Source organism: Micromonospora sp. NPDC049679 (genome assembly GCF_040659735.1).
Classification (GTDB): Bacteria; Actinomycetota; Actinomycetes; order Mycobacteriales; family Micromonosporaceae; genus Micromonospora_I.
In genome coordinates, this window is record NZ_JBFANZ010000002.1 from 97,411 (window position 1) to 122,335 (window position 24,925).

20 protein-coding genes and 1 tRNA gene are annotated in these 24,925 nt (G+C 70.6%); 9 read left to right on the forward strand and 12 right to left on the reverse strand.

Annotated features, from left to right (window positions below; translation table 11 throughout):
* Window positions 1-25: 25 nt before the first annotated feature.
* Window positions 26-1,561: an FAD-dependent oxidoreductase gene (locus AB0J06_RS02195; protein ID WP_357423664.1), complete on the forward strand. Its 1,536-nt coding sequence runs from the start codon at window positions 26-28 to the stop codon at window positions 1,559-1,561.
* A 242-nt stretch (window positions 1,562-1,803) separates the two neighbouring features.
* Here the strand turns inward: AB0J06_RS02195 and AB0J06_RS02200 are convergent, their stop codons facing one another.
* Window positions 1,804-1,980: a hypothetical protein gene (locus tag AB0J06_RS02200; protein ID WP_357423666.1), complete on the reverse strand. Its 177-nt coding sequence runs from the start codon at window positions 1,978-1,980 to the stop codon at window positions 1,804-1,806.
* A gap of 251 nt (window positions 1,981-2,231) precedes the next feature.
* On the opposite strand from AB0J06_RS02200, the gene AB0J06_RS02205 reads away from it, so the two are divergent.
* Window positions 2,232-3,437: a helix-turn-helix transcriptional regulator gene (locus tag AB0J06_RS02205; RefSeq protein WP_357423668.1), complete on the forward strand. Its 1,206-nt coding sequence runs from the start codon at window positions 2,232-2,234 to the stop codon at window positions 3,435-3,437.
* 29 nt (window positions 3,438-3,466) lie between these two features.
* Here AB0J06_RS02205 and AB0J06_RS02210 read toward each other — a convergent pair.
* Window positions 3,467-3,543, reverse strand: a tRNA-Thr gene (locus tag AB0J06_RS02210).
* Between the two features lie 329 nt (window positions 3,544-3,872).
* Here AB0J06_RS02210 and ugpC point away from each other — a divergent pair.
* Window positions 3,873-4,964 (forward strand): sn-glycerol-3-phosphate ABC transporter ATP-binding protein UgpC, encoded by a 1,092-nt coding sequence (gene ugpC / locus AB0J06_RS02215; protein ID WP_357423670.1) that lies wholly within the window; start codon window positions 3,873-3,875, stop codon window positions 4,962-4,964.
* A gap of 173 nt (window positions 4,965-5,137) precedes the next feature.
* Here the strand turns inward: ugpC and AB0J06_RS02220 are convergent, their stop codons facing one another.
* The 6 genes from AB0J06_RS02220 to AB0J06_RS02245 all read right to left on the reverse strand — a co-directional run bounded on the left by AB0J06_RS02220 (window position 5,138) and on the right by AB0J06_RS02245 (window position 13,516).
* A complete protein-coding gene (locus tag AB0J06_RS02220) occupies window positions 5,138-6,481 on the reverse strand; it encodes a polysaccharide lyase family 1 protein (RefSeq protein WP_357423951.1) in 1,344 nt (447 codons plus the stop codon).
* A 223-nt stretch (window positions 6,482-6,704) separates the two neighbouring features.
* Window positions 6,705-7,871, reverse strand: a complete 1,167-nt coding sequence (locus AB0J06_RS02225; RefSeq protein WP_357423672.1) for a Gfo/Idh/MocA family oxidoreductase — start codon at window positions 7,869-7,871, stop codon at window positions 6,705-6,707.
* Window positions 7,868-9,376 (reverse strand): mannitol dehydrogenase family protein, encoded by a 1,509-nt coding sequence (locus tag AB0J06_RS02230; protein ID WP_357423674.1) that lies wholly within the window; start codon window positions 9,374-9,376, stop codon window positions 7,868-7,870. Before AB0J06_RS02230 ends, AB0J06_RS02225 begins: the two co-directional genes overlap by 4 nt.
* Window positions 9,373-10,668, reverse strand: a complete 1,296-nt coding sequence (locus tag AB0J06_RS02235; RefSeq protein ID WP_357423676.1) for an enolase C-terminal domain-like protein — start codon at window positions 10,666-10,668, stop codon at window positions 9,373-9,375. Before AB0J06_RS02235 ends, AB0J06_RS02230 begins: the two co-directional genes overlap by 4 nt.
* Before the next feature lie 55 nt (window positions 10,669-10,723).
* Window positions 10,724-12,154 carry a glucuronate isomerase gene (uxaC, locus tag AB0J06_RS02240; RefSeq protein ID WP_357423678.1) on the reverse strand — a complete coding sequence of 477 codons (1,431 nt, stop codon included), beginning with the start codon at window positions 12,152-12,154 and terminating at the stop codon, window positions 10,724-10,726.
* A gap of 33 nt (window positions 12,155-12,187) precedes the next feature.
* Window positions 12,188-13,516, reverse strand: coding sequence for a Gfo/Idh/MocA family oxidoreductase (locus AB0J06_RS02245; RefSeq protein WP_357423680.1), 1,329 nt, complete (start codon window positions 13,514-13,516; stop codon window positions 12,188-12,190).
* 278 nt (window positions 13,517-13,794) lie between these two features.
* Between AB0J06_RS02245 and AB0J06_RS02250 the strand changes: the two genes are divergently transcribed.
* From AB0J06_RS02250 to AB0J06_RS02270, 5 genes are all read left to right on the forward strand, one after another.
* Entirely contained in the window at window positions 13,795-14,841 is a 1,047-nt protein-coding gene (locus tag AB0J06_RS02250; RefSeq protein WP_357423682.1) for a LacI family DNA-binding transcriptional regulator, read from the forward strand.
* Between the two features lie 5 nt (window positions 14,842-14,846).
* On the forward strand, window positions 14,847-16,193 hold the full coding sequence (locus AB0J06_RS02255) for an extracellular solute-binding protein (protein ID WP_357423684.1): 1,347 nt from the start codon (window positions 14,847-14,849) through the stop codon (window positions 16,191-16,193).
* A gap of 73 nt (window positions 16,194-16,266) precedes the next feature.
* The gene (locus AB0J06_RS02260; RefSeq protein WP_357423686.1) at window positions 16,267-17,250 is read left to right on the forward strand and encodes a sugar ABC transporter permease; all 984 of its coding nucleotides are present in this window, start codon (window positions 16,267-16,269) and stop codon (window positions 17,248-17,250) included.
* Window positions 17,250-18,125 carry a carbohydrate ABC transporter permease gene (locus AB0J06_RS02265; RefSeq protein WP_357423688.1) on the forward strand — a complete coding sequence of 292 codons (876 nt, stop codon included), beginning with the start codon at window positions 17,250-17,252 and terminating at the stop codon, window positions 18,123-18,125. Before AB0J06_RS02260 ends, AB0J06_RS02265 begins: the two co-directional genes overlap by 1 nt.
* Before the next feature lie 6 nt (window positions 18,126-18,131).
* Window positions 18,132-18,827 carry a hypothetical protein gene (locus tag AB0J06_RS02270; RefSeq protein ID WP_357423690.1) on the forward strand — a complete coding sequence of 232 codons (696 nt, stop codon included), beginning with the start codon at window positions 18,132-18,134 and terminating at the stop codon, window positions 18,825-18,827.
* 84 nt (window positions 18,828-18,911) lie between these two features.
* Here AB0J06_RS02270 and rlmB read toward each other — a convergent pair whose 3' ends face one another.
* Both rlmB and cysS read right to left on the reverse strand, forming a co-directional pair.
* A complete protein-coding gene (gene rlmB, locus AB0J06_RS02275) occupies window positions 18,912-20,054 on the reverse strand; it encodes a 23S rRNA (guanosine(2251)-2'-O)-methyltransferase RlmB (RefSeq protein ID WP_357423692.1) in 1,143 nt (380 codons plus the stop codon).
* Entirely contained in the window at window positions 20,054-21,469 is a 1,416-nt protein-coding gene (cysS, locus tag AB0J06_RS02280; protein WP_357423694.1) for a cysteine--tRNA ligase, read from the reverse strand. The genes rlmB and cysS overlap by 1 nt, the downstream gene beginning before the upstream one ends.
* A 217-nt stretch (window positions 21,470-21,686) precedes the next feature.
* Between cysS and AB0J06_RS02285 the strand changes: the two genes are divergently transcribed.
* Window positions 21,687-22,334 carry a helix-turn-helix domain-containing protein gene (locus AB0J06_RS02285; protein WP_357423696.1) on the forward strand — a complete coding sequence of 216 codons (648 nt, stop codon included), beginning with the start codon at window positions 21,687-21,689 and terminating at the stop codon, window positions 22,332-22,334.
* 54 nt (window positions 22,335-22,388) lie between these two features.
* Here the strand turns inward: AB0J06_RS02285 and AB0J06_RS02290 are convergent, their stop codons facing one another.
* A complete protein-coding gene (locus AB0J06_RS02290) occupies window positions 22,389-24,086 on the reverse strand; it encodes a S8 family serine peptidase (protein ID WP_357423698.1) in 1,698 nt (565 codons plus the stop codon).
* Between the two features lie 78 nt (window positions 24,087-24,164).
* A complete protein-coding gene (locus AB0J06_RS02295) occupies window positions 24,165-24,869 on the reverse strand; it encodes an HAD family hydrolase (protein ID WP_357423700.1) in 705 nt (234 codons plus the stop codon).
* Window positions 24,870-24,925: the final 56 nt, after the last annotated feature.

A 24,925-nucleotide genomic window follows, 5' to 3' on the forward strand; every position in this document is an offset into this window, starting at 1 on the left:
ACGGACCTGTGGCGGGGAGGCACACATGGAACTGTCCCGACTTGTCGGCCGGCTCTTCGACGTACGCCCCGAACAGATCGACCCCGGCGGAGGCGGCGCCGACCGCGCAGCCGCCGGCAACGACACCCTGGTCGTCGGGGGTGGCATAGCCGGCATCTCCGCCGCCGTCGTGCTCGCCGAGCGCGGCGTACGGGTCACCGTGCTGGAGGCCGGCCCGACTCTCGGCGGTCGGCTCGCGGCCTGGCCCGACACGCTCCCCGACGGCACCGCGCAGCAGGTGGAGCACGGATTCCACGCGTTCTTCCGGCAGTACTACAACTGGCGGTCCATCCTGCGCCGCGTCCACCCGCAACTGCGCCTGCTGCGGCAGATCGACGACTACCCGGTGCTCTCGACGACCTGGCCGACAGAGGAGTTCGGTGGGCTTCCGGTGGCCCCACCGCTCAACCTGCTCGCGCTGGTCTCCCGCAGTGACAGCCTGCGCCTGCGCGACCTGCGGCACATGGACGGCAAGGCCGCGCTGCCGCTGCTGGCGTACGATCCGGTACGCACCCATCGGGAGCTCGACGACACCACCGCGGCCGCGCTGCTCGACTCGCTGCGCATGCCCGATCGGGCTCGGGCGATGCTCTTCGAGGTCTTCTCGCACTCGTTCTTCAACCACGAGCGGGAGATGTCGGCCGCCGAGATGGTGGCCAACTTCCACTTCTACTTCCTCGGCAACCCGGAGGGACTGCGCTTCGACGCCCCCGACCACGACTACGACACCGCCATCTGGCAACCCCTCGCTGCGCACCTGGGCAGCCACGGCGCACTGGTGCTCACCGGCGACCCGGCCGTCCGGGTGCAACCGGCTGCCGACAGCGGCTGGCAGGTCGTGACGGCGTCCGGATCCGCGCATACCGCCCGGCACCTGGTGCTGGCCGTCGATCCGCCGGCGCTGAAGCACCTCGTGGCGGACTCGCCGCAGCTCGCCACCGCCGGCCCGGTGCTCGCCGGACAGGTCGACGCGTTGGCGGTCGGCCCGCCGTACGCGGTGGCCCGTTACTGGCTCGGGGGTGACGTCGCGCGGTCACGGCCGGTGTTCAGCGGCGTCTCCAGGCAGTCCACGCTCGACTCGATCACCGTCTACCACCGGCTGGAGCGGGATGCGCGCGAGTGGGCGGAGCGGACGGGCGGCTCGGTGGTGGAGTTGCACGCGTACGCCTGCGACGCGCACGTGCCCGCGACGGAGCTGGCCGGGCGAATGCGCGCCGAACTGGCCGCGTTGTGGCCGGAGGTGTCCGACCTGCCGGTGGTGGCGCTGCGCGCGCGGGTCGAGGCACGCGCTCCGGCGTTCCGACCCGGAGGGTACGCCAACCGGCCCGGCGTCGTCACGGACGCCGACGGGGTCTACCTCGCCGGCGACGGCATCCGGACGGACTTCCCGAGCGCGCTCATGGAACGAGCCGCGGCCACCGGGATCCTCGCGGCGAACCACATCCTCCGGCGCGCCGGCGCGGCCACCGAACCGCTCCGATCAGTACGCCGCCGAGGCCTGCTGGCCCGCCGTCACCCGTGATCGCTGCTGAGCCGTCTCACCGCGCGCTCATACTCGGCGCGCTGCTGCCGTTGCGCGGCGGAGAGAATCGCCCGCCGTACCGCCTGTTTCGCCCGCCGGCGCACCCAGGGCAGCCATGACCACTGCGGTCCACGCATCGCTCTTCCTCCTCACATGCGCGGAGGTGCTGTGGCGTCCCCATCGGCGGCGGGAACGCGCGCATTAGCCATAGCGGAGCACCAGCCATGGATCGACGACGACGTTCACCAGTGGTTGCCCTGCCGGCTACGCCACCGCGCGCGCCGCACCATCAGCGGCTGCTCGTACTCCTGCGTGGGAGCGTCCCAGGCCGGACGCGGCCCGGATGTCACGGGCGGCGCGTGCTCCGGGTTGATCTCGAGCCGCCGGGAACGGCGTCGACACCAGTTCCACCAGAGCATGCCGTTCCTTCCCGAGAAGAGGCCGCGACCCGCGATCTCAGCGATCAGCGGGCCGTCGCGCCCGACCTGGCGGACCCGACGTCCGGCCGTCCCGGGCTGACGAGGCAGCAGACGTCACATCCAGTTCAGATCACCGTGACATTTGTGATCGACGATGGGCCCGACGGTATCGCACGCGGCGCAGAGCTCTGTTGCGTAGCCGCAACGCTGCCGTACCTTGTGGAGAGCGGGGGTCGGCCGAAAGGACGCCCATGCCACGCAGACCGAGCGGGGACACCGCGATCGGCCAGCGCATCAGAGACCGCCGCGAGCTTCTGCAGTGGAGTGTCCGGCACGCCGCGGACAGGGCCGGCGTAGCCCCCTCCACGTGGTCGCGCATCGAGCACGGCCACATCTCCGCCGACAACCGGTTCACCCTCGCCTCGATCGCCGAGGCACTCCGCTGCCCGGTCACCGATCTCACCGGGCTGCCGCAGTGCCCGATCGACCGGGAAAAGGCCGAAACCGGTGGCGCGGTCTACGAGACGGTGCGAGCCACCATCGAGGCCGACCTGGACTACCCGCCGATCGCTCCACCCGCTCCGTACGCCGCCCTGAGCCGTGAGCTCGACCTTGTCTGCGACCTGCGGGCGCGGTGCCAGTACACCGCGGCGGCGCACCGCCTGCCCGCGCTGATCCGCGGCCTGCACTCCGCCGCTTACGGCGCGGACCGCGAGCGGGCGCTGCGCGGACTGATCCTCGCCGCGTACACCGCGTCGTTCGTGATCCGCTACACCGGCCACCCCGGCAGCGCGTGCCTCATCGCCGACCGCACCCGGCAGGCCGCCGAGATGCTCGAACATCCGGTGATGTCGGGCCTGGCCGCGTTCTCGCGGGCGCACGCCGCCGCCGGGATGGCGCTGTACCCACGCACCCTGCAGATCGCGGAGCGGGCCGTGTGCGAGCTACGGCGACACGCGCGCGAGCCCGAGGCGCCGGAGTTGCTCGGACAACTACTGATGACGCAGGCGTACGCGCTCTACGGCATCGGTCGCACGGACGACGCGCTCGAGCCGGTCGCCGAGGCGCGGGCCATCGCGGAACGGACCGGCGAGTCGCCCGCGCTGCGCCTGATGTTCGGCCCGACCAATATCAACTTTTGGCGCATCTCGATGGAAGCCGACGGGGAAGACCCCTCACGGGCGGTCGACATCGCCCGGCGCACCCGACCCCACCTGGTCGAGTCGACCTCCCGGCAGGTCGCCTTCTACCTCGACACCGGGCGGGCGCTGGTGCGGTTGGGCCAGGACGCCGAAGCGCTGCGGATGCTGCTCACGGCGGAGCGGCTGGCGCCGCAGCGGATGCGGGCACCGCTCGTCACGGAGACCGTACGGGGGCTGCTGGAAAGGGCCCGGCGCGGCGGCACGGGGTGGACCGAGTTACGCGGGCTCTGCGAGCGGATCGGCGTGGGGTCGTGACCGTCTCGCCGGGCGTGTCGGGCGGAAAGTGGAGCCCCCGGTCGGAATCGAACCGACGACATCTCGCTTACAAGGCGAGTGCTCTGGCCAACTGAGCTACAGGGGCATCTGTTCGCCGTTCAGCATAGCCACTGAGTTGGCGGCAGCGCCGCAGCGTACGCCGGGACGCACCGGTGGCGCGACCCTCACCCGTTGTGATGTTGGCGTCCGCTGGACCGGTTGATGACCTCCCATGCCCGGATATCCCAAAGATCCTTCCCGCCAGCCACGCCTGACCTTGGCAGTGGGGCGAAACGAGTTTACGGTGACGTGACATGGGTGACAGCGGAGGCTTCCTCCGGCTGCCCACCCGCGTTCCGGGGCGGGAAGCGCCCCGGTTGCTCCTTCACTCGGATCGTCCGGCACGTTCCTGCCGGTGAAAGGAAGCGCTTCACCATGGCTACGGTCACGTACTCGAAGGCCACCCGCATCTATCCGGGCACCGAACGCCCGGCGGTCGACCACCTCGACCTGGAGATCGGCGACGGCGAGTTCCTCGTCCTGGTCGGCCCCTCCGGCTGCGGCAAGTCCACCAGCCTGCGCATGCTCGCCGGCCTGGAAGATGTCGACGACGGCACGATCTCGATCGACGACCGCGACGTCACCCACCTGCCGCCGAAGGCCCGCGACATCGCGATGGTCTTCCAGAACTACGCGCTCTACCCGCACATGACGGTCTACGAGAACATGGCCTTCGCGCTGAAGCTGCGCAAGACGTCCAAGGCCGACATCGACAAGCGGGTCAAGGAGGCGGCGGCGCTGCTGCAGTTGGAGGACTACCTCGGTCGTAAGCCGAAGGCGCTCTCCGGTGGCCAGCGTCAGCGGGTCGCGATGGGGCGCGCGATCGTCCGGAAGCCGCAGGTCTTCCTCATGGACGAGCCGCTCTCCAACCTGGACGCCAAGCTGCGCGTGCAGACCCGTACGCAGATCGCCGCGCTGCAGGCCAACCTCGGCATCACCACCGTCTACGTGACCCACGACCAGGTCGAGGCCATGACGATGGGCCACCGGGTCGCGGTCATGCTCGACGGCGTACTCCAGCAGGTGGACACCCCGCGGGCGCTCTACGACACCCCGGCCAACGTCTTCGTGGCCGGCTTCATGGGCTCTCCCGCGATGAACATCAAGACCGTGCCGCTGACCGAGCAGGGCGGGGTCTTCGCGGACATGACGATCCCGTTGACCCGCGAGCAGGTGGCGGCGGCGCAGGCCGAGGGGGGCGACGGAAAGGTCACCGTCGGCTTCCGCCCGGAGGACTGCGACATGGTCAGCCCCACCGAGGGTGGCATCCCGGTCGTGGTGGAGCTGGTCGAGGACCTGGGTTCGGACGCCAACGTCTACGGCCACGCGGCGCTGGACGGCGGGTCGGAGCGGTTCACCGTGCGCACGGACCGACGGAGCATGCCCAACATGGGTGACACCATCTTCGTCAAGCCACGTACGGGGCGGAACCACGTCTTCCACGCGACGACCGGCCAGCGCATCTGACCGCAGCGACAGACGACAGAGGGGCGGACCCGTTTCGGGTCCGCCCCTCTCCGCGTCACGATCAAGGGCTTTCTCGTCGATCAAGGTTGTATTCACACGATTAAAGATCAAAGCATGAGAATACGTCCTTGATCGACGGCGAATCGACAGGGAAATGGTCGAGCGCGGGCGGGTCAGAGTGGGAGTCGGCCGGCTCCTGCCAGGGTGGAGACGGCGAGCGGGACCAGCGCGGTGGGCAGGACCGGACCGTGGCGCAGGGTGGGCGTCCAGCCCACGTCCGGCCCCAGGTCGGGGTCGTTCGCCGCGTTGTACGCGTCGAGCAGGCTCACCGGACGCGGCCGGTTTCCGTCCAGCCCGACCCAGCTCCCCTTCTCGGTGACAGCCGTGCCACCCCAGTCGTAGATGAGGTCCTCCGGCTTGATGCCGGCGCCCAGCGTGAACGCGTTGTTCTCCGCGTAGATCGCCGACTGCACGCCGGCGCCCCAGGCGTACGAGAAGCTCTCCCCGGAGAGCTTGTAGTAGTTGTTGTAGATGTCCACCTGGCCGAATCGGACCCGGGGCAGGCGCTGGAAACTGCCGTTGAAGAGATTGTGGTGCAGGGTCACCTTCAGCCGGCCGACGTCGGGGCCGACGGTGTTCGACGATCCGATCAGCATCGTCTTGTCGCGGGCCCCGAATGTGTTGTACGAGACGGTGACGTGGCTGGCGGTGTGGGTGATGTCCGCCGACCCGTCGTGCACCTGGTAGGGCCGCCCGAAATAGACCGGCTGGCCGCTGTCGGGGTTGTCGCCGTCGGTGAAGGTGTTGTGGTCCAGCCAGACGTTCTCGCTGCGCCGTACCGAAATCTGGTCGTACTGCGAGTTCCAGTTCCCGGCCTCGCCGTCCGTCGGCGACCACTGGGGGAAGCAGTCGCGTGAGTCCACAAAGTTGATGTTGCGGACGATGACGTTGTTGGCGCCGTCGAGCATGAGGGTCAGCCCGGTCAGCGCGGCGCCCCGCAGCCCGATGACGGTGGTGTTCGGGCCGACGTTGATCTGCGTCTGCCGCGTCTGGTTCGCCACCGAGCGCACCCGCGCCTGTTCCAACGCCCCGGTCGGGTTGATCCGGCCCCACACGGCGGGGTCGTAGGCGGCGAGGTAGGCGTTGAGCGAATACCCGGGATCCGCCAGGTCCTCGCAGCTCAGCAGCGTGCCGTCGGGCCCCTCGAAGCCGTCGACGGCGCCCTTGACATAAATGATCTTCGGAGTGGCATTGGTCTTGTTGGTGGCGTTGTCCCCGCCGAGCGCCTCGACCAGTTGAGCGCGGCTCTCGACGACGTGCACCTGGTCGTTCCCGGCGGCCGAGCCGCCGGTCGTGCCCGGCCCGGCCGCGCCCCAGCCGTCGTCGGCGGGCAGCGCCTGCCGCCCCAGCGACCGGGCTCCCCAGGACAACCGTTCGCCGTCTCGCTCCGTCGCCAGTGCCGTTCCGGGCACCGCGACCAGCGAGATACCGACCAGAGCGGCGGTCAATCTCCTCAGTCGCATCGCAATCTCCGCTGTTGTTCGCGGGGTTTCGTAACGGGTACGAAACTTTGACGATTGAAGACGTTAGGTATCGTCGCTGAAATATGTCAATGAGTTGCGTTTGCAGGATTGTTGCAGTGAGTATCCGCATGGACGGACAGCCCGGCGACGTTCTGCCGAGAGAATGGCTATTGGGTCCGATTTCGTCGAACCGTTATTTGCAGCCAATCTGCGCCGACTAGCAGTTGATCCTCACCCGGTGCGGCGGCACCGCCCACTCGACCGGCAGTTCGGAGAGGAGCGCGAGTTCGTCCGTGGCCCGGCGCAGCACCTCGTTGATCCCCCGGATCGTCGTGACGCGGTCCGGCCCCGCACCGCTCACGGCGATGCGGTCGCCGTCGAGCAGCGCCGGCTCGGGTCCCTCATGGACCGCCTCCAGGACCGCGGTGAACCCGGCCGTCCGGGACAGCGGCGCGATCAGCGGCACGCCGGCGCGGTCCGCACGATGGTCGAGAAGGTTCTCCAGCAGCGCCGTCCGCCCCGACACTTCCCGCAACGCCGGATCACCGGGCAGCATCAACCGGTCGGTCGGATACTCCAGCACGGCACGGCCGGCCGTGCCCCGCACGATCACCTCCCCGGGGATGGACTCCTCACCCGCGAGCGTCACCGCCGCCACCACGACCACGCCGCCGTCGAAGGTCACCCGCATCGACGCCGTGTCGTCGACCTCGATCGGCCGCGTGCGATAGCGCTCCAACTCCATCAACGCCGGCTCCCCGGCGCCCGCCGCCGCGGCCACCGCCAGGCACTGCATCACCGCGTGCGCCAGCGGGTTGACGAGCGCCCCGTCCAGCACCGCGTGCCCGTTCAGGCTGCGGCGGCCGGCCCACGCGGACCGCCCGTAGTAGCCGTCGTCACGCCGCCACGAGGCGACCGTCGCGATGCTGGTGACCGTGCCGAGCCGGCCCTCGCTCACCGCGCCGGTCAACTCCGTCAGCGCCGCCGACCCCAACGCCTGAAAGCCAACCTGGCAGGCGCGCCCGGTCTCGGCGGCCGCCCGGGCGAGCACCCGATGCTCGGCGAGCGACAGCACCGGCGGCTTCTCCAGCAGCAGGTCCGCGCCGGCCCGCAGCACGTCGAGCGCGATCGGCAGGTGGGTGTGCGGCGGCGTGCAGACCACCACCACGTCCGGACGCGCCGCCCCGAGCATCTCGCGGTGGTCGGTGAAGACCTCCGCCCCATCGGGTACGGGCGCGTCGGGCGCCGACTCGACCGGGCGTACGTCGACGAGCGCGACCAGCCGCAGGCGTCCCGCTTCGTGCAGGGGCGCGATCCGTCGCCGGTGCCACAGGCCGTGCCCGGTGGCGCCGATCAACGCGATCCGGGGCGGTTGTGTGGTCATCGCAGGACTCCCCCGATGGTGGCTTCGACCCCGTGTTCGTCCAGCCCGGTCAGCCATTCCACGACCAGTGCCCGGACGACATCGTCGTCCGCCAACTCCGCCGGGAAGACGGCGTCGAGTCCCAACAGCGCGTCGACCACGCCTTCGGGGCCGGGCCGCGCGTCCGTCAGCGCCGCCCGGATCTGCCCGGCGAGCGGATCGTTCAGCGGCAACTCCGCGCCGTCGTCGCTCCGCCCCTGCACGAACCGGATCCAGGCGGCCACCACCAGCGTCGCCCAGCGCGGCTGCGCCCCGGCGGCCCGCCGGTCGAGAATCGTGTGCAGGACGCGCTGCGGCAGCTTCTGCGACCCGTCCATCGCCACCTGGATCGTGCGGTGGCCGATTGCCGGGTTGGCGAAGCGCTCCAGCACCGACTCGCCGTACTCCACAGTCGAGACTCCGTCCGGCGGCGTGAAGCTCGGTTCCACGTCCTCGGCGATCAGCCGGCGCAGCACCTCCCGCAGGTACGGGATCTCCAACGCCTCCGCGATCGTCTCCCGCCCGGCGAGCGCGCCGAGGTACGCGGTGGCCGAGTGCACCCCGTTCAGGGTGCGCAGCTTGAGCCGCTCCCACGCGCCGGCGTCGTCGGTCAGCACCGCGCCCGCCCGTTCCCACGCGGGGCGCCCGGCCGGGAAGTCGTCCTCGATGACCCACTGCAGGTACGGCTCACCGGCCACGGCGGCGAGGTCGGCGACGCCGAGCGCCCGCTCGGCGGTGGCGAGGGTGTCGGCGGTGCTGGCCGGCACGATGCGGTCGACCATGGTGCCGGGGAACGTCACGTTGCCGTGCACCCACTCCGCGGCGCCCGCCGGAACACCCGCGTACTCCAGGGACTGCGTCACCAGGCCACGCAGCCGTTTACCGTTCGAGGGCAGGTTGTCGCAGCTGACCAGCGCGAGCGGACCGGCCTGGGCGGCCGCGCGGGCGAGCAGCCCGCGCACCAGCAGCCCCGGCACGGTCAGTGGCGGCCGGTCGGTGGTCAGGTCGGCGGCGACCGCGTCGTCCGGGCGCAGCCGCCCGCTCGCGGGGTCGAGCTGGTACGCCTTCTCGGTGACGGTCAGGGTGACGACCCGGATCGCCGGGTCGGCGAGGAGCGCCACGATCGCGGCCGGATCGGCCGCCGCGTGCCGGACCCCGGCGAGGGCCCCGACCACCCGCGTCCGCGCACCGGCCCCGGAGAGGGTCGTCACGCTGAAGAGGCCGTCCTGCGCGGCGAGCTTCGCCACCAGGTCCGGGCTGCGCGGGGCGACGCCGATGATGCCCCAGTCGCCGCCGGCCCCGGCGATCGCCGCCTCGGTGTAAACAGCCTGGTGCGCGCGGTGGAAGGCGCCGAGTCCCAGGTGCATGATGCCGGCGGGGACGGTGCCGGGGCGCACCAGTGGCCTCGCCTCGGGCGGGAGCCGACGCAGCGCGCCGAGGCCGAGCAGCGCAGCGCCCGACCCCGGTCCCCGCTGGGCGAAGGTCACCGCCATACGGGCCCGTCCGGGAACGAGTATTCGGCGATCGACTGCGGCTTCATGGTGGCGCTGTACCCGGGTTGCTCGGGCAGCAGGTAGCGCCCGTCGCGGGTGCGGACCGGATCCGCGAAGTGCTCGTGCAGGTGGTCGACGTACTCGACCATGCGCCCCTCCAGCGACGTCCCCACCCGCAGGTAATCGAAGACCGCCAGGTGCTGCACGTACTCGCAGAGCCCTACGCCACCGGCGTGCGGGCAGATCGGCACGCCGAATTTCGCCGCCATCAGGATCACCGAGACGACCTCGTTGACGCCGGCGATGCGACACGAGTCGATCTGACAGACCTGGATCGCCTCGGCCTGCAGCAGTTGCTTGAAGATGACGCGGTTGGCGGCCACCTCGCCGGTGGCGACCCGGATGGGAGCCACCGCCCTGGCGATCCGGGCGTGACCGAGCACGTCGTCGGCGTGCGTCGGCTCCTCGATCCAGTACGGGTCGACCTCGGCGAGCCGCGCCATGTTGGCGATCGCCTCGTCGACGTCCCACACCTGGTTGGCGTCCATCATCAGCAGCGCGTCCGGTCCGATCTCGTCGCGGATGATCCGCGCCCGCCGCACGTCGTCCTCGATCTGGCCGCCGACCTTCATCTTCATCGCCCGCCACCCCTGGTCGTACGCCGCCCGGGTCAGCGCCCGGACCTTCTCGTCGGGGTAGCCGAGCCACCCGACGGAGGTCGTGTACGACGGGAAGCCCTCGCGTTCGAGCGCGGCGAGCCGGTCCTCGTATCCGATGAGCCCCTTGTCGAGGATCGCCGCCGCCTCGTCCGGGGTCATCGCGTCGGAGATGTGATGGAAGTCGATGCTGCGCACCAACTCCTCGGTCGGCATCTCGGCGAGCAGCCGCCACATCGGCTTTCGCTCGACCTTGGCCCGCAGGTCCCACACCGCGTTGACCAGCGCGCCGGTCGCCATGTGGATGACGCCCTTCTCCGGCCCGAGCCAGCGCAGCTGCACGTCCGCGGTGAGCGAGCGCCAGAACGCGACCGGCTCTGCGCAGATCTCCGCGAGCGTCCTGCCGATCACGTGGTGCGAGAGCGCCCGCACGGCCGCACAGGTGATCTCGTTGCCCCGGCCGTTGGTGAAGGTGAAGCCGGCGCCGAAGACACCGTCCGGGGCGTCGGTGCGCAACTCGACATAGGTGGCCGAGTAGTCGCCACGGTTGATCGCGTCGGACCCGTCGCCGGCGGCGGCGGTCGGGAACCGCACGTCGTGCACGTCGACGGCGGTGATGGTGACGCTCACAGCGTTTTCCTTTCGCTCGCGACTGCGGGGCTCCGCTTCGCTGCGCTCCTCGCGCTCACAGGGTCTCTCCGATCCGGAAGATCTTCTTGGGCAGGCGGTAGGCGAGGTCGACGACGGTCTCCGCCGCCTCGTCCAGGGGGAGCCGCTCCTCGGCGACCAGCCGGGCGAGGAAACCGGCGTCGATCCGGCGGGCGACGTCGTGCCGGACCGGAATGGAGCAGAAGGCGCGGGTGTCGTCGACGAACCCGGCGGTGTTGTAGAAGCCGGCGGTCTCGGTGACCGCCTCGCGGAAGCGGCGCAGCACCTCCGGCGAGTCGAGGAACCACCACGGCGCGCCGAGGTAGAGCGCCGCGTAGCCCCCGGCGAGCGGGGCGAGCTCACGGGTGAAGGTGTACTCGTCGAGCGTGTAGACGACCACCCGCAGGCGCGGGTCGTTGCCGTACGCGTCGAGCAGCGGCGTGAGCGCGTGCAGGTATTCGGTCGACTGTGGAATGTCTCCGCCGACGTCGCGCCCGTGCCGCGCGTGCAGCCACTTGTTGTGGTTGCGGACGGCTCCCGGATGCAGCTGCACCACCAGGCCGTCCTCGATGGACATCCGGGCGAACTCGATGAGCATGTGTGCCCGGAACGCCTCCGCGTCCTCGGGGCCGGCCTCGCCGCGCAGCCCCCGCTCGAAGAGCGTGGCCGCCTCGGCCTCGTCGAGTAGGAGCGTCAGCGCGGTGGGGTGGCCGTGGTCGGACGAGGTGGCTCCCGCGGCGATGAAGTCCTGCCGCCGCTGGCGCAGCGCGGCCAGGTAACCGCGGTAGGTCCCGGTGTCCTCGCCGGCGATCTCGCCGAGCCGCGCCACGTTCTCCGCCCAGTTGTCGAACTCCATGTCCACCACGTTGTCCGGACGGAAGGTGGTGATCACCCGCCCGCCCGGCCCGCCCCAGCCGTCGGCCGCGAGCTTGGCGTGCCGGCCCAGGTCGTCCAGGGGCGACTCGGTGGTGGCGAGCACCTCGATGTTGAAGCGCTCGAAGAGCGCACGCGGCCGGAACGCCGGCTCGGCGAGCTTCGCGGCGATCTCGTCGTAGATCTGGTCGGCGGTCTCCGCGCTCAGCGCCGTTTCCACGCCGAAGACCTCGGTGAACGTCCGCTCCAGCCAGAGCCGCGACGGCGTCCCACGGAAGAGATGCCAGTGGGCGGCGAACCGACGCCAGATGACGTGCCCGTCGGTCTCCACCGGCGAGCCGTCGACGCTCGGCACGCCGAGGTCGGCCGGGGGGATGCCCTGGCTGAGCAGCATCCGCGTCACGTAGTGATCGGGCACGATGATCAGCTGCGCGGGATCCGGAAAGGGCACGTCGTCGGCGAGGATCGCGGGGTCGACGTGGCCGTGCGGCGAGATCAGCGGTTGGTCCTTGGCGAGCGCGTACAGCTCCCGGGCGATCCCCCGCTGCGTGGGATCGGACGGGAACAGCAGGTCGGCTCGGGCGGTCGGGGACACGGAAGCGGCTCCTCGCGGTGCGGGGGTGCGTGGTCAGGAGATGGTCAGCAGGTCGGCGACGCTCACCGGCAGGCCGGTCTCGAAGGAGCGGTTGGCCGCGAGGCCCGTGAGCAGGGCCAGGGCGCCGTCGCGGGCGGTGGCGCCGCGACGCATCGGGTCCTCCGCGCCGCCGAAGAGCACGGCGGTCATCCGGGCGTCGGCGCCGCCGTGTCCGGCACGCGCGTAGCCGGCGACGGGCACCTGGCGGGGCTGCTGCCAGAACGGGCGCAGGGTGAGCTTCGCCCAGCCCTCCTCCACGGCGGCCTGCACGCCGTGCAGCGACGCGCCCTTGAGTTCACCGGCCGCGTACGGGCTGACGAAGTCGCTCTCCACCACCTCGAGCTCCAGCCGGCCCTTGCTCCCGTTGAACATCACCCGGTAGCCCTCCCAGGGGGCGTACGCGGTGAGGTGGTAGGTCATCGTGGCCCCGGTCGAGTAGCGGGCCAGCACGGACATGTCGTCCTCGATCGTGACGCCCGGGGCGAAGACGTTCTGGTCGCGGTGGTACCCGTCCTCGGCCTCGGCTTCGAGGTAGAGCGCGCGCAGCCGGGGATTGCCGGCCATCTGCAGGGCGAACGGGTCGCCGGCGGCGGCGGACGATCCGTGCGCGCGGTCGTAGTCGCGCGCGTACCCGTGCCGTCGCCCCTCCGCGCCGTAGAAGAAGAGCCGGCCGGCGGCGAAGACCTCGACCGGTACGGCGTCCAACCACCAGTTGACGAGGTCGAAGTGGTGGCTGGCCTTGTGCACCATCAACCCGCCGGAGTTGGCTTTGTCGCGGTGCCAGCGGCGGAAGTAGTCAGCGCCGTGCCGGACGTCGAGGAGCCACTCGAAGTGCACCGAGCCGACCTCGCCGATCTCACCGTCGGCGAGGACCTGCCGGACCTTCTCGTGCAGCGGGTTGTAGCGGTAGTTGAAGGCGACCGAGACCTGCCGGCCGGTCTCCGCGACCGCGTCGAGGATGCGTTGGCACCGCGGCGCGTCGACGGTCATCGGCTTCTCGGTCACCACGTCGCAACCGGCCCGCAGAGCGGTGACGATGTACTCGTCGTGCACCCGGTCCACTGTGGTCACCAGCACCACGTCGACGCGTTCCTTCTCCAGCATCGTCGCGAAGTCGCCGGCCGGGTAGGTGGCCACGGCCTCCATGCCGAGCTCCTCCAGCCAGGCGTTGTGCGCGTCCATCCGGGCCTGGTTGACGTCGGCGAACGCGACGAGCTCGGCCGTTTCACGGTGCTCCAGGACGAGCGCCCGGACGAACATCTCCGCGCGTGCCCCCGCGCCGACGAGCGCGTAGCGAAGCCGCCGCTGGGGATCTCGTGACATCCCGCTCACCTCCGTCACTGCAGCCGCCGTGCGACTGCAAACGTTTGCAGCAGAAATAACCATGGACCCCCGTACGCCGTCAATGACTGGCAACGAACCCGTGTCCTATATGGGCATTCGTCTGGATATCTGCACGTCAGAGGCGTGCCGCCGAAACACATCTGTAATCGAGGCCCGTTGACACGTGAGCAACCGTTTGCATTAATTGGCGAACCTCAGTGACGGGAGCCACAACCGCCACATCGAAGACACCGGCCAGCGGCAAGGAGAGGACACGCGTGCCAGCCACCATCCGAGACGTCGCACGCGCCTCCGGAGTGCACATCTCCACCGTCTCCCGGACGTTCTCCGCGCCCCACCTCGTCAACCCGGAGACCCGCAGCCGCGTCCTGGCCTGCGCCGAGCATCTCGGCTACCGCCCCAACCGGGCGGCCCGGGCCCTCATCACGGGACGCACGCACAACATCGGGCTGATGGTCGCCGACATCGCCAACCCCTTCTTCCCGCCACTGATCAAGGCGGCGGAAAGCCAGGCGCGGCACCGCGACTACCACATCTTCGTGACCGACACCAACGAAGACCCGGCGGTCGAGGAGGAGCTGGTCCACGCCCTCGCCAAACAGGTCGACGGCCTCCTGCTGTGCAGCCCGCGCATGAGCAACAGCCTCATCGAGCAGCTCAGCCGGGAGGTTCCGCTCGTCGTGATCAACCGCCAGGTCACCGGCCTCCCCGCGGTGGTCATGGACGTCGGGCAGGGCGCCCGACTCGCCATCGAGCACCTGACCGGCCTGGGACACCGCGACATCGCGCTGATCGGCGGGCCGCGCGGTTCATGGACCAACCGGGAGATCCGGCGTGCCGCCGTGCACGCCGCCCGCACCGCCGACGCGGAACTGACCGTGCTCGGCCCCAACCCGCCCACCGAGGTCGGCGGTCTCGCCCTCGCGGAACAGATCCGCCGCTCCGGCGTCACCGCCGTCCTCGCCTACAACGACCTGATGGCGATCGGCCTCATCGAGGGGCTCGACTCGCTCGGGGTCCGGGTGCCACAGGACGTCAGCGTCGTCGGCATCGACGACATCGTGCTGAGCCGGCTCACCCGACCCAAGCTGACGACGGTGGCCACACCCACTGCGGCCGCCGGCAGGGCGGCCGTCGACATGCTGCTCCAGCATGGCGACGACCGTCGCACCACCGCACAGGTAACGCTCCAGACCGAGTTGGTCATCCGCGACTCGACGGGCCCGGGCCCGCATAGCCCTGCGGGCCCGGGCAACGCGGCTGCGGCCGCCCCCGACGGTGTCGCCTCCTACGCCAAGGAGTGAGTGGAATGCACCCCGCTTCATCCCCGACGGCGGACACGCCCACCACGCGTGGTCACCGTACCCCTTTCCTCCGCCATCGCCTGCTGCGCGGCCTGGCCGCCGTGGCGGTCGCCCTTCCACTGGTCTTCGGCGCCGCCGCCTGCGCCGAGGACGAGAAGTCAACGGACCCCGACGCCCCCGTCGAGCTGTCGATCTTCTGGTGGGGAGGGGAGGCCCGGGCGAACCTGACCGAACAGGCGCTCGCCCTCTACACGCAGAAGCACCCGAACGTCACGTTCAAGAAGACGTGGCAGGCCAACCAGGGTTACTTCGACAAGCTCGCCACGCTCACCGCCGGCGGCGACCCGCCGGACATCTTCCAGATCGACGACAACTACCTGACCGAGTACGCGTCCCGCAAGACCACGCTCGACCTGACGCCGTACAAGGACGACAAGTTGCTCGACGTCTCCAAGTTCCCGGAGAGTCTCTGGCAGTACGGCGTCGTCGACGGCAAGCTCGCCGGCGTCGCGTTCGGCGAGAACACCCAGGGCATGGTCTACAACAAGACGCTGCTGCAGAAGAACGGCCTCCCCGAGCCCACCACGGGCATGAGCTGGGACGAGCTCATCACCTGGGCGGAGAACGTCGCCAAGAAGACGAAGGTCCCCGGCACCATGGACCCGAGCGCGGACTACAAGGCGTTCTGGGTATGGCTGCGCCAGCAGGGCAAGGACCTCTACCAGGGCAAGGAGCTCGGCTTCACCGCCGAGGACGTGACCAAGTGGTTCGAGCTGTGGAAGGGCGCCCGCGACCGCGGCGCGACCCCCACCCCGGACGTGATCCACGAGGGCAACTCCACCGACATCACCAAACAGCTGGTCGTCACCGGCAAGGCGGCGACGTCGTTCGTCTGGGCCAATCAGATGCCGGAGCTGAAGAAGAACACCAAGGACGAACTCGGCGTCGTCGCCTACCCCGGTGACCCGAGCGCCCAGTGGGCCCGCGCCTCGATGTACTTCTCCGTCTTCCGCAACAGCAAACACAAGGACATCGCGGTCGACGTCATCAACTTCCTCGCCAACGACCCGGACGCCGGCAAGATTCTCGGCACCGACCGGGGGCTGCCGTCCAACCTGGACGTACGCAAGGCGGTCGCCGAAGCGGTCACCGATCCGGCGATGAAGGCGTCGATCGCCATGGAGGACGAGCTGACCGCGAAGTTCGGCAAGTCGCCGCAGGTGCCGCTGAAGGGGCACAGCAAGGTGCGCTCCGAGCTGACCAAGGCCGCGGAGAACGCGCAGTACGGGCGGCAGACACCAGCCCAGGCGGCCGCCGCCTTCGTCGACGCGTGCAAGGCCGCGATCGCCTAGCTGACACGAGGGCGCCGGCCACGCACGCGCGGGGTCGGCGCCCCCGATCGGAAGTTCGGAGAGGAGTCAGCTCGTGGCGTTGACCACGGCGCCCAACCCGACACCGAGCGCCGACGACACCGCCCCGACCCCCGCAAAGCCGCGAGGGTCCGGACGGGTCCGACAGCGTGAGGGTCTGGCGGGGTACGTCTTCCTGTCGCCCTGGCTCATCGGTCTGATGGGCATCACGGCGATCCCCATGCTCTTGTCGCTCTACCTGAGCTTCACCAACTACGACGTCCTCAGCGACTGGTCCGACGTGCAGTGGGTCGGGTTCGCCAACTACGAGCGGATGTTCACCAGCGACCCGTCCTACTGGCACTCGGTGAGCGTGACGCTGTCGTTCGCGCTCATCGCCGTACCGCTCAAGCTGGCCGCGGCGCTCGGCGTCGCCCTGCTGCTCAACCGTGCGTGGCGCGGCGTCGGCCTCCTCCGCGGCCTGTTCTACCTACCGTCCCTGCTCGGCGGCAGCGTCGCGCTCGCCATCGTCTGGGTCAACATGTTCAACCGCGACGGCGCCTTCAACTCGTTCCTGGACCTCTTCGGGATCGAGGGCAAGCCCTGGGTCAACGACCCGGACTGGGCGCTGGAGACGCTGATGGTCCTGGCCATCTGGCAGTTCGGCGCACCCATGGTCATCTTCCTGGCCGGGCTCAAGCAGGTGCCCACCGAGCTCTACGAGGCCGCCTCCGTCGACGGCGCCAGCCCCTGGCGCCAGTTCGTGAGCGTCACGCTGCCGATGCTCTCCCCGGTCATCTTCTTCAACCTGGTGCTGGAGACCATCAACGGCTTCCAGGGCTTCACCGCGGCCTTCGTGCTCAGCAACGGCACCGGCGGCCCGGTCGACTCGACCCTCATGTACACGCTCAACCTCTACATCAAGGGCTTCACCGAGTTGGAGATGGGCTACGCCTCGGCGATGGCGTGGGTGTTCCTGCTCGCCATCGCGCTGATCACGATCGTGCTGTTCAGCACCGGCCGGTTCTGGGTGCACTACTCCGACGGGGAGGACCGCTGATGGTCGCGCAGACACCAACGGTCACCGGCCGCCGCTCGGGCGGCGGCCGGCGCCTGCTCCGGCTGATCATCCTGCTGGGCCTCCTCGCCGCCGTGCTCTACCCGCTGTTCTGGATGATCGGCACCGCGTTCAAGTCGCAAGAGGAGATCGTCAGCAACATCGGGCTGCTGCCGGAGACGTTCACCCCGGGCAACTTCAGCGACGGGTGGAACAACTTCGACGTCAGCTTCGGCCGGTTCTTCCTCAACAGCGCGCTGCTCAGCCTGCTCACGGTGGTCGGCAACGCCACCTCCTGCCTGCTGGCCGCGTACGCCTTCGCCCGGCTGCGGTTCCGGCTGCGCGGCTTCTGGTTCGCCGTCATGATCGGAACGCTGCTGCTCCCCGGTCACGTGCTGATGGTGCCGCAGTACATCCTGTTCCGCAGCTTCGGCTGGGTCGGCGCCGACTGGCCGTACCTGCCGCTACTGGTGCCGCAGTTCCTCGCCACCGAGGCGTTCTTCGTCTTCCTGATGGTCCAGTTCATGCGGGGCATCCCCCGCGAGCTGGATGAGGCCGCGAAGATCGACGGAGCCAGCTCGTACGGGATCTTCCGGCACGTCATCCTGCCGCTGAGTCGGCCGGCGCTGGTGACCACCGCGATCTTCTCGTTCATCTGGACCTGGAACGACTTCTTCCGACAGTTGGTCTTCCTCTCCGACCTGTCGGACTACACCGTTCCGGTGGCGCTGACGCTGTTCATCGACTCCACCAGCCAGAGCGCGGTGGGCCCGATGTTCGCGATGTCGCTGCTCTCCCTGCTGCCGGTGTTCCTGTTCTTCGTGGCATTCCAACGGATGCTGGTCGAAGGCATCAACACCAGCGGCCTCAAAGGGTGAATTCGGATGGTCACGGCGGGGTGGTCGGTGGGCACGGAGACTGGTCGAGCCGAGTCGTCGGCTGAGGTGTCCCGCGGGGGACCGGCGCCTGCTCCGCCATGGTCTGAGTTCGTCGGCGGCGAGTCCGCGCGGCGGGACTGGCGCGACACGGTGCGGGGCGCCGCCGACCTCGCGCTGCTCGGCATCCTCACCACCGTCGCCTCGCTGGGGGTGGTGACCGCGGGCGCCGCGGTCGCCACCGCCAGCGCCGCGCTGCACCACTGGATCGACCAGGACGGCTGGCCCGGCGTACGCCCGGTGCTGCGGACCTTCGTCCGCGCGCTGCTTCCCGGTGCCGCCGCCACAGCGGTCGCCGTCGCGACGGCCGGACTGCTCACCCTCAACCTGCTCGCGCTCGCCCGCGGCGCCGTGCCCGGTGGCGTCCCGCTGATCGCCGTCACGGCCGCGCTCATTCTCGCGGCGGCGGCCTTCGCCGGCCTGACCGTGGTGGAGATGGGGCGCAACGGCGGACAGGGATGGCGTAATGCCGCGCGCGCGGCCGTGGCTACCGCCGAAGCACGGCCCCTCGCTCCCCCCGCCACGGCGGGCGTGATCGCATTGTCGGCCGTGCTCGGCGTCCTGGTGTTGCCGCCGCTCGCGCCGATCCTGGCCGGCTACACGCTCCTCGCCCTGCACGCCGTGACCCGCCGGACGGTCCGTTAGCTCAACCGCGAGCCGCGAAGCCGTCCGCGTCGGCCCACGCCGGAGCACGCCGCCGGGACGGCGGCAGTGCCCGGCGGGAGGGCGTCAGGCGACGAGGCGGCGGCGGGCCACTTCGGCGAGAGTGACCGCGGCCGCGACGCTCGCGTTGAGCGACTCGACCGTGGACATCATCGGAATGCTCACCCGCAGGTCGCAGGTGGCGCCGACCAGGCGGGACAGGCCGCGTCCCTCCGAGCCGACGACGACCACCAGCGGGCCGACCGCGGCTTCGAGCGAGTAGAGGTCCGTCTCCCCGTCGGCGTCCAACCCGACCACGGTGAAGCCCGCGTCCTGGCACGCCTTCAGAGCACGGGTCATGTTGATCACCTGGCTGACCGGCACCCGCGCGGCCGCACCGGCACTGGTCCGCCAGGCGGTCGCGGTGATCCCCGCGGCCCGCCGCTCGGGCACGAAGACCCCTTGAGCGCCGAAGGCCGCCGCCGAGCGGATGACGGCGCCGAGGTTACGCGGGTCGGTCACCCCGTCGAGCGCGACCAGCAGCGGCGCCGGGTGCTCACCGGCCGCGGCCAGCAGGTCATCGAACGGCTCGTACGCGAAGGGCGGCACCTGCAGCCCGACGCCCTGGTGCAGCACCCCGCCGGTCATCCGGTCCAGCTCGGTCCGGCTCACCTCGAGGATCGCGATGCCCCGGTCCCCGGCCGTGCGGACCAACTCGTTGACCCGCTCGTCGATCTCAATGCCCTGCGCGACGTAGAGCGCGGTGGCCGGAACGTGGGCGCGGAGCGCCTCCAGCACCGGGTTGCGCCCGACGAGCAGCTCGGGGGCGTCCCTCGGCGGATTCGACTTGCGTCCCGGCGCGACGCGCGGACCGGACCGGGCCGGTGCCCGACCGCCACCGCGTCCCGCCGCGCCCCGAACCGCGCCACCGCCGCGGCCGCCCTTGACGCCACCGCCGCCGGCGCCCCAGGTGGTGTCCTTCGCCCCCGGGGTGCCGATCTTGGGGGCGCGCCCCTCTTCGGCCGCCGCGCGGCGCTCCTTCTCCTGCTTCCAGGCGGTGCGCTGCGGCAACTGCTCGGTGCCCGAGTAGCCCTTGTGCCACGGCCGCTCATCGGCCGGGAGAGTGCGGCCCCTACCGGCCAGGCTGGCCCTGTTCTTACCGCCCGTGCCTTTGACGGCGCCCTTCTTCGGGGTCAGCCGCTTCGCGCGACGCTGGGAGTTTCCGGGCATCAGTCCTGCTCTCCAATGGTCCAACGGGGGCCCTGCGGGGTGTCCTCGACCGCCACGCCGGCGTGCTTGAGCTGGTCGCGGACCGCGTCCGCGGCAGCCCAGTCCTTACGGGCCCGGGCCTGCGCCCGCTGCTCCAGCGCCAGCGCCACCAGCGCATCGATCACGCCGCGCAGCTCACCAGTCTGCTCCGCCGCGCTCCACTGCGCGTCGAGCGGATCGACGCCGAGAATGCCGAGCATAGCCCGTACCCGGGCGAGGCTGGCCCGGACAACGCTGTCATCACCACTGGCCAACCCGGTGTTGCCGTCGCGCGTCTCCTCGTGGACGTACGCCAGGGCGCCGGACGTGTTGAGGTCGTCGTCCATCGCGGCGGCGAACCCCGCCGGAATCTCGCCGCGCGTCCCGGCGCCGACCCGCTCCACCGCACGCTGCACGAACCCCTCGATCCGCCGGTAGGCGACCGCGGCCTCCTGCAGCGCCTCGTCGGAGTAGTCGATGCGGGACCGGTAGTGCGGCGCGGCGAGGTAGTAGCGCAGCTCCACGGGACGGATGCCGAGCTCCGCGACGTGCGCCAGATCGATGACGTTCCCCAGCGACTTGCTCATCTTGGCCTCGCCGAGATTGAGCAGCGCGTGGTGCACCCAGTAGCGGGCGAACGGCAGGCCGGCGGCCTTGGACTGGGCGAGCTCGTTCTCGTGGTGCGGGAACGTCAGGTCGAGGCCGCCGCCGTGGATGTCGAACTCGGCGCCGAGGTAGCGCCAGGTCATCGCCGAGCACTCGATGTGCCAGCCGGGACGGCCGGGGCCCCAGGGCGACGGCCAGTAGGCGTCAGCCGGCTCGTCCGGTTTGGCGCCCTTCCAGAGTGCGAAGTCACGCGGGTCGCGCTTGGCGCGCTCGACCTCGTCGCCGCCGGCCAGCATCGCGTCGGGTCGCTGCCCGGAGAGCGCGCCGTACCCGGGGTACGACGCGACGTCGAAATAGACGTCTCCGGAACCGTCCCCGGCGACGTACGCGTGCCCGTCGTCGATCAGTTTCTGGATCAACTGGTGCATCTCGGGGACGTGCCCGGTGGCCCGGGGCTCGTAGGTCGGCGGCAGCACGTTGAGGCTGCGGTAGGCCGCCGCCAGGACCAGCTCGTTGGCGTAGGCGATCGACCAGAACGGGCGATCCTGTTCCAGCGCCTTGACCAGGATCTTGTCGTCGATGTCGGTGATGTTGCGGATGAACGTGACGTCGTAACCGGTGTGCAGGAACCAGCGACGCAGCACGTCGTAGTTGACGCCGGAGCGAAGGTGGCCGATGTGCGGCTCGGACTGCACGGTGAGGCCACACAGGTAGATCGCGACCTTGCCAGCCTCCCGCGGGACGAAGTCCCGCAGCGATCGGGTCGCGGTGTCATACAGCCGTAGCGTCACCGTACAAGGGTAGCCGTCAGCACTTCCGTGTGGGCCGCCGGACATACCCGGCAGTAAGCGCGACCGGCCCGACGGGCGCGGGTCGCCGCCGAACCCGGTCGATCAAGGACTTTTCCGTCGATCAAGGGCGTATTCTCGCGATTGAAGATCCAACCATGCGAATATGCCCTTGATCGACGGGCCGGACCCATTGCGGGGCGGGCCGTACGCTCGCGGTGTGGGAGCCCCGATCAGACCGACCGAGACAGCGCAGACCCTCGACCGGGGGCTCCGGCTCCTGCAGCTCGTCGCCGACGCCCCCGCGGGCGTCACCGTGACCCAGGCGGCGACGCGACTCGGCGTGGGGCGGGCGGTCGTCTACCGGCTGGTCGGCACGCTGGTCGAACACGGCATGCTCCGCCGTGACGGCGGCGGGCGGCTCCACCTCGGCGCCGGGCTGCTGCAGCTCGCCCGCCGCGCACAGCCGCTACTCGCCGACGCCGCGCTGCCGGCGCTGCGCCGCCTCGCCGAGCAGGTGGGGGCGACCGCGCATCTCACCATGGCCGACGGTGGCGAGGCGGTGGCGCTGGCCGCGGTCGAGCCGAGCTGGACTGCCTTCCACGTGGCCTACCGGACCGGATCGCGGCATCCGCTCGATCGCGGCGCGGCCGGTCAGGCGATCCTCGCCGGCCGCGCTGGCGACGCAGCCCTGATCGCGACCAGCGGCGAGCTGCAACCCGGGGCGTACGGCGTCGCCGCGCCCGTCCTCGGCGTGGCGGGCATGGAGGCGAGCGTCGGCGTCGTGGCGCTGGGCCCGCTGGACGTCGCCGTCGTCGGTCCGCAGGTGCTGGCGGCGGCCACCGCCGTCGCCGCCGCGCTGTCGTAACGAAACGAACGGGGCCCGGTCGACGACCGGGCCCCGCTGGAATGACGTGCCGTGTTACGGGCGCTTCCAGGGCTGCAGTGGGCTCGTCACCGCGGCGTACGCGTCGACGATGCCGTAGCCGTAGAAGCCGTTGAAGTTCTCGTCGCCCTCACAGAGGGCGTTGAACTCCGCGGACCGACCTTCGTTGGTGTAGGTCTGCAGGCGCGGCTCCGGGCAGGCGTGCTCGGCGGCCGTCCGCAGCAGCTGGTGCTCCACCAGGTCCGGCGACAGGGTCAGGCCGCCGCGACGGAAGTCGGGGCGACCGAACCGGCTCACGATCAGCGACGCGACACCGGCGGCGTGCGGGGAGGCCATCGAGGTGCCCTGCAGGTAGGTGTAGTACCCGCAGCGGCCGTCGGTCTGGCACTCCTTGAAGACGACGCCCTCGTTGCCCGGCACGATGTTGCCGTCGGCGTCGACCAGCCCTTCCTCCTTGAGCACCTTCACCGGGTAGGACGAGAGGATCCGGTTGCCGGCCGCGAGGTAGCTCGGCGTGCCGAAGCCGTCACGGGCCCAGCCGCCGGGAGCGGCGACCGAGATCTGCTCGACCCCGTAGTTGGAGAAGTCGGACTTCTTGCCGGACGGGCCGAGCGAAGAGACGCCGATGACGTGCGGGCCCTCGACCGGCAGGTCCCAGCAGGTGCTGTTGTCGATCGGGCGGTCGTGCGGCGTACCGCCGTAGTTCGGGCTCGACGAGTCGGTGCGGGGCGCGCCGAGGTCCTCGTGGTTGTTGCCGAGAGCGCCGACGAGCGTCACGCCGCGGGCGTGCGCGTAGTCGAGCGCCCGCCGCATGCCCTTGATGGTGGCCTGCTGCGCCGCCTGCTCCTCGGCCGAGTCGGCCGGGTTGTTCAGGCAGTTGAACGCCCACGGGTCGACGTAGAACGACATGTTGACCACGTCGATGCCCTTGTCGGCCGCGTAGACCAGCGCGTTGACGACCGAGTCGAGGAAGAAGTAGCCGGAATCCTGGCCGGTCTTGAGCTCGACCAGCGAGACCTTCGGCGCGACGCCGGAGAGGCCGACCCCGTTCGCGGCGGCGCCGATCGTGCCGGCCACGTGGGTGCCGTGGCCGTTGTCGTCGGTGCCGACCGCGTCGACACAACTGGCCACCTCGCAGGGACCGTCGACGTCGGGGAGATCCTTGGCGAAGTTCTTCGACAGCGCCCAGTTGAAGTTGGCCGCCAGGTCGGGGTTGCTGGCGTCGAGGCCGGTGTCCATGACACCGACGGTGACCCGCCGGTCGCCCGGCTCGACCGCGCGCGCCGCGGTCGCCCGCAGCATCTCCAGACCCCAGAGCTTGTCGTCGAGCGGGTCGGCCTTGACCGGGCCGCGCCGGTTGTTCTTGCCCGCGGTCTTCGCCGCGGCCTGCAGCTCCTCGCGCTCGACCTTCTCGAGGCGGGCCTTCGGCGCGTGGCCGATCGCCTTCCGCTCGGCGGCGCCGACCAGGACGGCGGAGTCGGCGGCGCGCTTGGCGAAGTCACTGCGGTCGCTGACGACCTGGAAGAGGCCCACACCATCGGTGCGGGAAACGACAGTGCCGCCGGCCGCGGTGATCGCGGCGAGCGCAGCGTCGGCGGAGACCCCGTCGGCGGAAACCACGGTGTATTCAGTCGACCGGGTAGGCGCGGCTGTGGCCGCGCCGGTCGGCACCGTCGCCACCATGACCAGTGCCGTCGCGGTCGCGACGGCACCGGCGGTAAAGCGTCTGCTCAACACATTTTTTCCTCTCGTTGAGGCACGTGTGAGCCATCACACCTGATCGCGTTCAGGTCCGCCAGTGGGGAGGCTGAATTACCCCCGTTCGCGCCTCGGGTCTAGGGCTCGGAGCCCGTCGAGCGCGGCGGGCAGGTCGGCCAGAGACGAGATCTCGCTGTCCGGCGCGGGGCCGGCCGGTCGCGGCAGACCGGCCCGGTTGAGCCAGATGGTCCGCAACCCGGCAGCCCGGGCCGCCAGCACATCGTGCTCCCACGTGTCTCCAACGTGGACGATCGAGGACGGCCGCACATCGGCCGCCGCGATCACCGCCTCGTAGAACCCCGGCGCCGGCTTCTTCGGCACGCCGTCGAGGTGCGCGTACAGCTCGAAGGCGAACTCCCCGGCCAGACCGCACCGCTCGGCCCGACTGTTGCCGTTGGTCGCGAAGCCCACGACGTAGCTGCCGCGCAGTCGGGCCAACGTCGGCAGCGCATCGGCGAAGGGGCGGCTCAGCGCGAAACGGCGGGCGAAGAAAAGCTCCGCGACCCGGTCGAGATCGCCGTCGAGGCCGGCGCGCGCCAATGATCGGGCCAGCGCCGCCCGGCGGATCTGCGTCACCGGCGCCGCCGCCAGGTCGCCGAAGACCGCACCCCAGTCGGACTCCAGGTCCGCGAGCGAGACTGCGGCCGCCGCCGGCGTCAGCCGCCGCATCTCTTCGAGTACGGAGACCAACGCCCCGGTCACCGCCGGGCGCAGGTCGATCAGGGTTTCATCGGCGTCGAAGACGACAGTGCTGATCACTCACGCAAGGGTAGGGGGCGCCCGAGCGGTCCCCGAAGGCGCCGCACCAGGCGACG

Coding starts and splice junctions, on each gene's coding strand:
- ugpC (WP_357423670.1), top strand. CDS start 3,873: ATGGCTACGGTCACGTACTCGAAGGCCACCCGCATCTATCCGGGCACC.
- AB0J06_RS02225 (WP_357423672.1), bottom strand. CDS start 7,871: ATGACCACACAACCGCCCCGGATCGCGTTGATCGGCGCCACCGGGCAC.
- AB0J06_RS02205 (WP_357423668.1), top strand. CDS start 2,232: ATGCCACGCAGACCGAGCGGGGACACCGCGATCGGCCAGCGCATCAGA.
- AB0J06_RS02265 (WP_357423688.1), top strand. CDS start 17,250: ATGGTCGCGCAGACACCAACGGTCACCGGCCGCCGCTCGGGCGGCGGC.
- AB0J06_RS02255 (WP_357423684.1), top strand. CDS start 14,847: ATGCACCCCGCTTCATCCCCGACGGCGGACACGCCCACCACGCGTGGT.
- AB0J06_RS02270 (WP_357423690.1), top strand. CDS start 18,132: ATGGTCACGGCGGGGTGGTCGGTGGGCACGGAGACTGGTCGAGCCGAG.
- AB0J06_RS02245 (WP_357423680.1), bottom strand. CDS start 13,516: ATGTCACGAGATCCCCAGCGGCGGCTTCGCTACGCGCTCGTCGGCGCG.
- AB0J06_RS02200 (WP_357423666.1), bottom strand. CDS start 1,980: ATGCTCTGGTGGAACTGGTGTCGACGCCGTTCCCGGCGGCTCGAGATC.
- rlmB (WP_357423692.1), bottom strand. CDS start 20,054: ATGCCCGGAAACTCCCAGCGTCGCGCGAAGCGGCTGACCCCGAAGAAG.
- AB0J06_RS02195 (WP_357423664.1), top strand. CDS start 26: ATGGAACTGTCCCGACTTGTCGGCCGGCTCTTCGACGTACGCCCCGAA.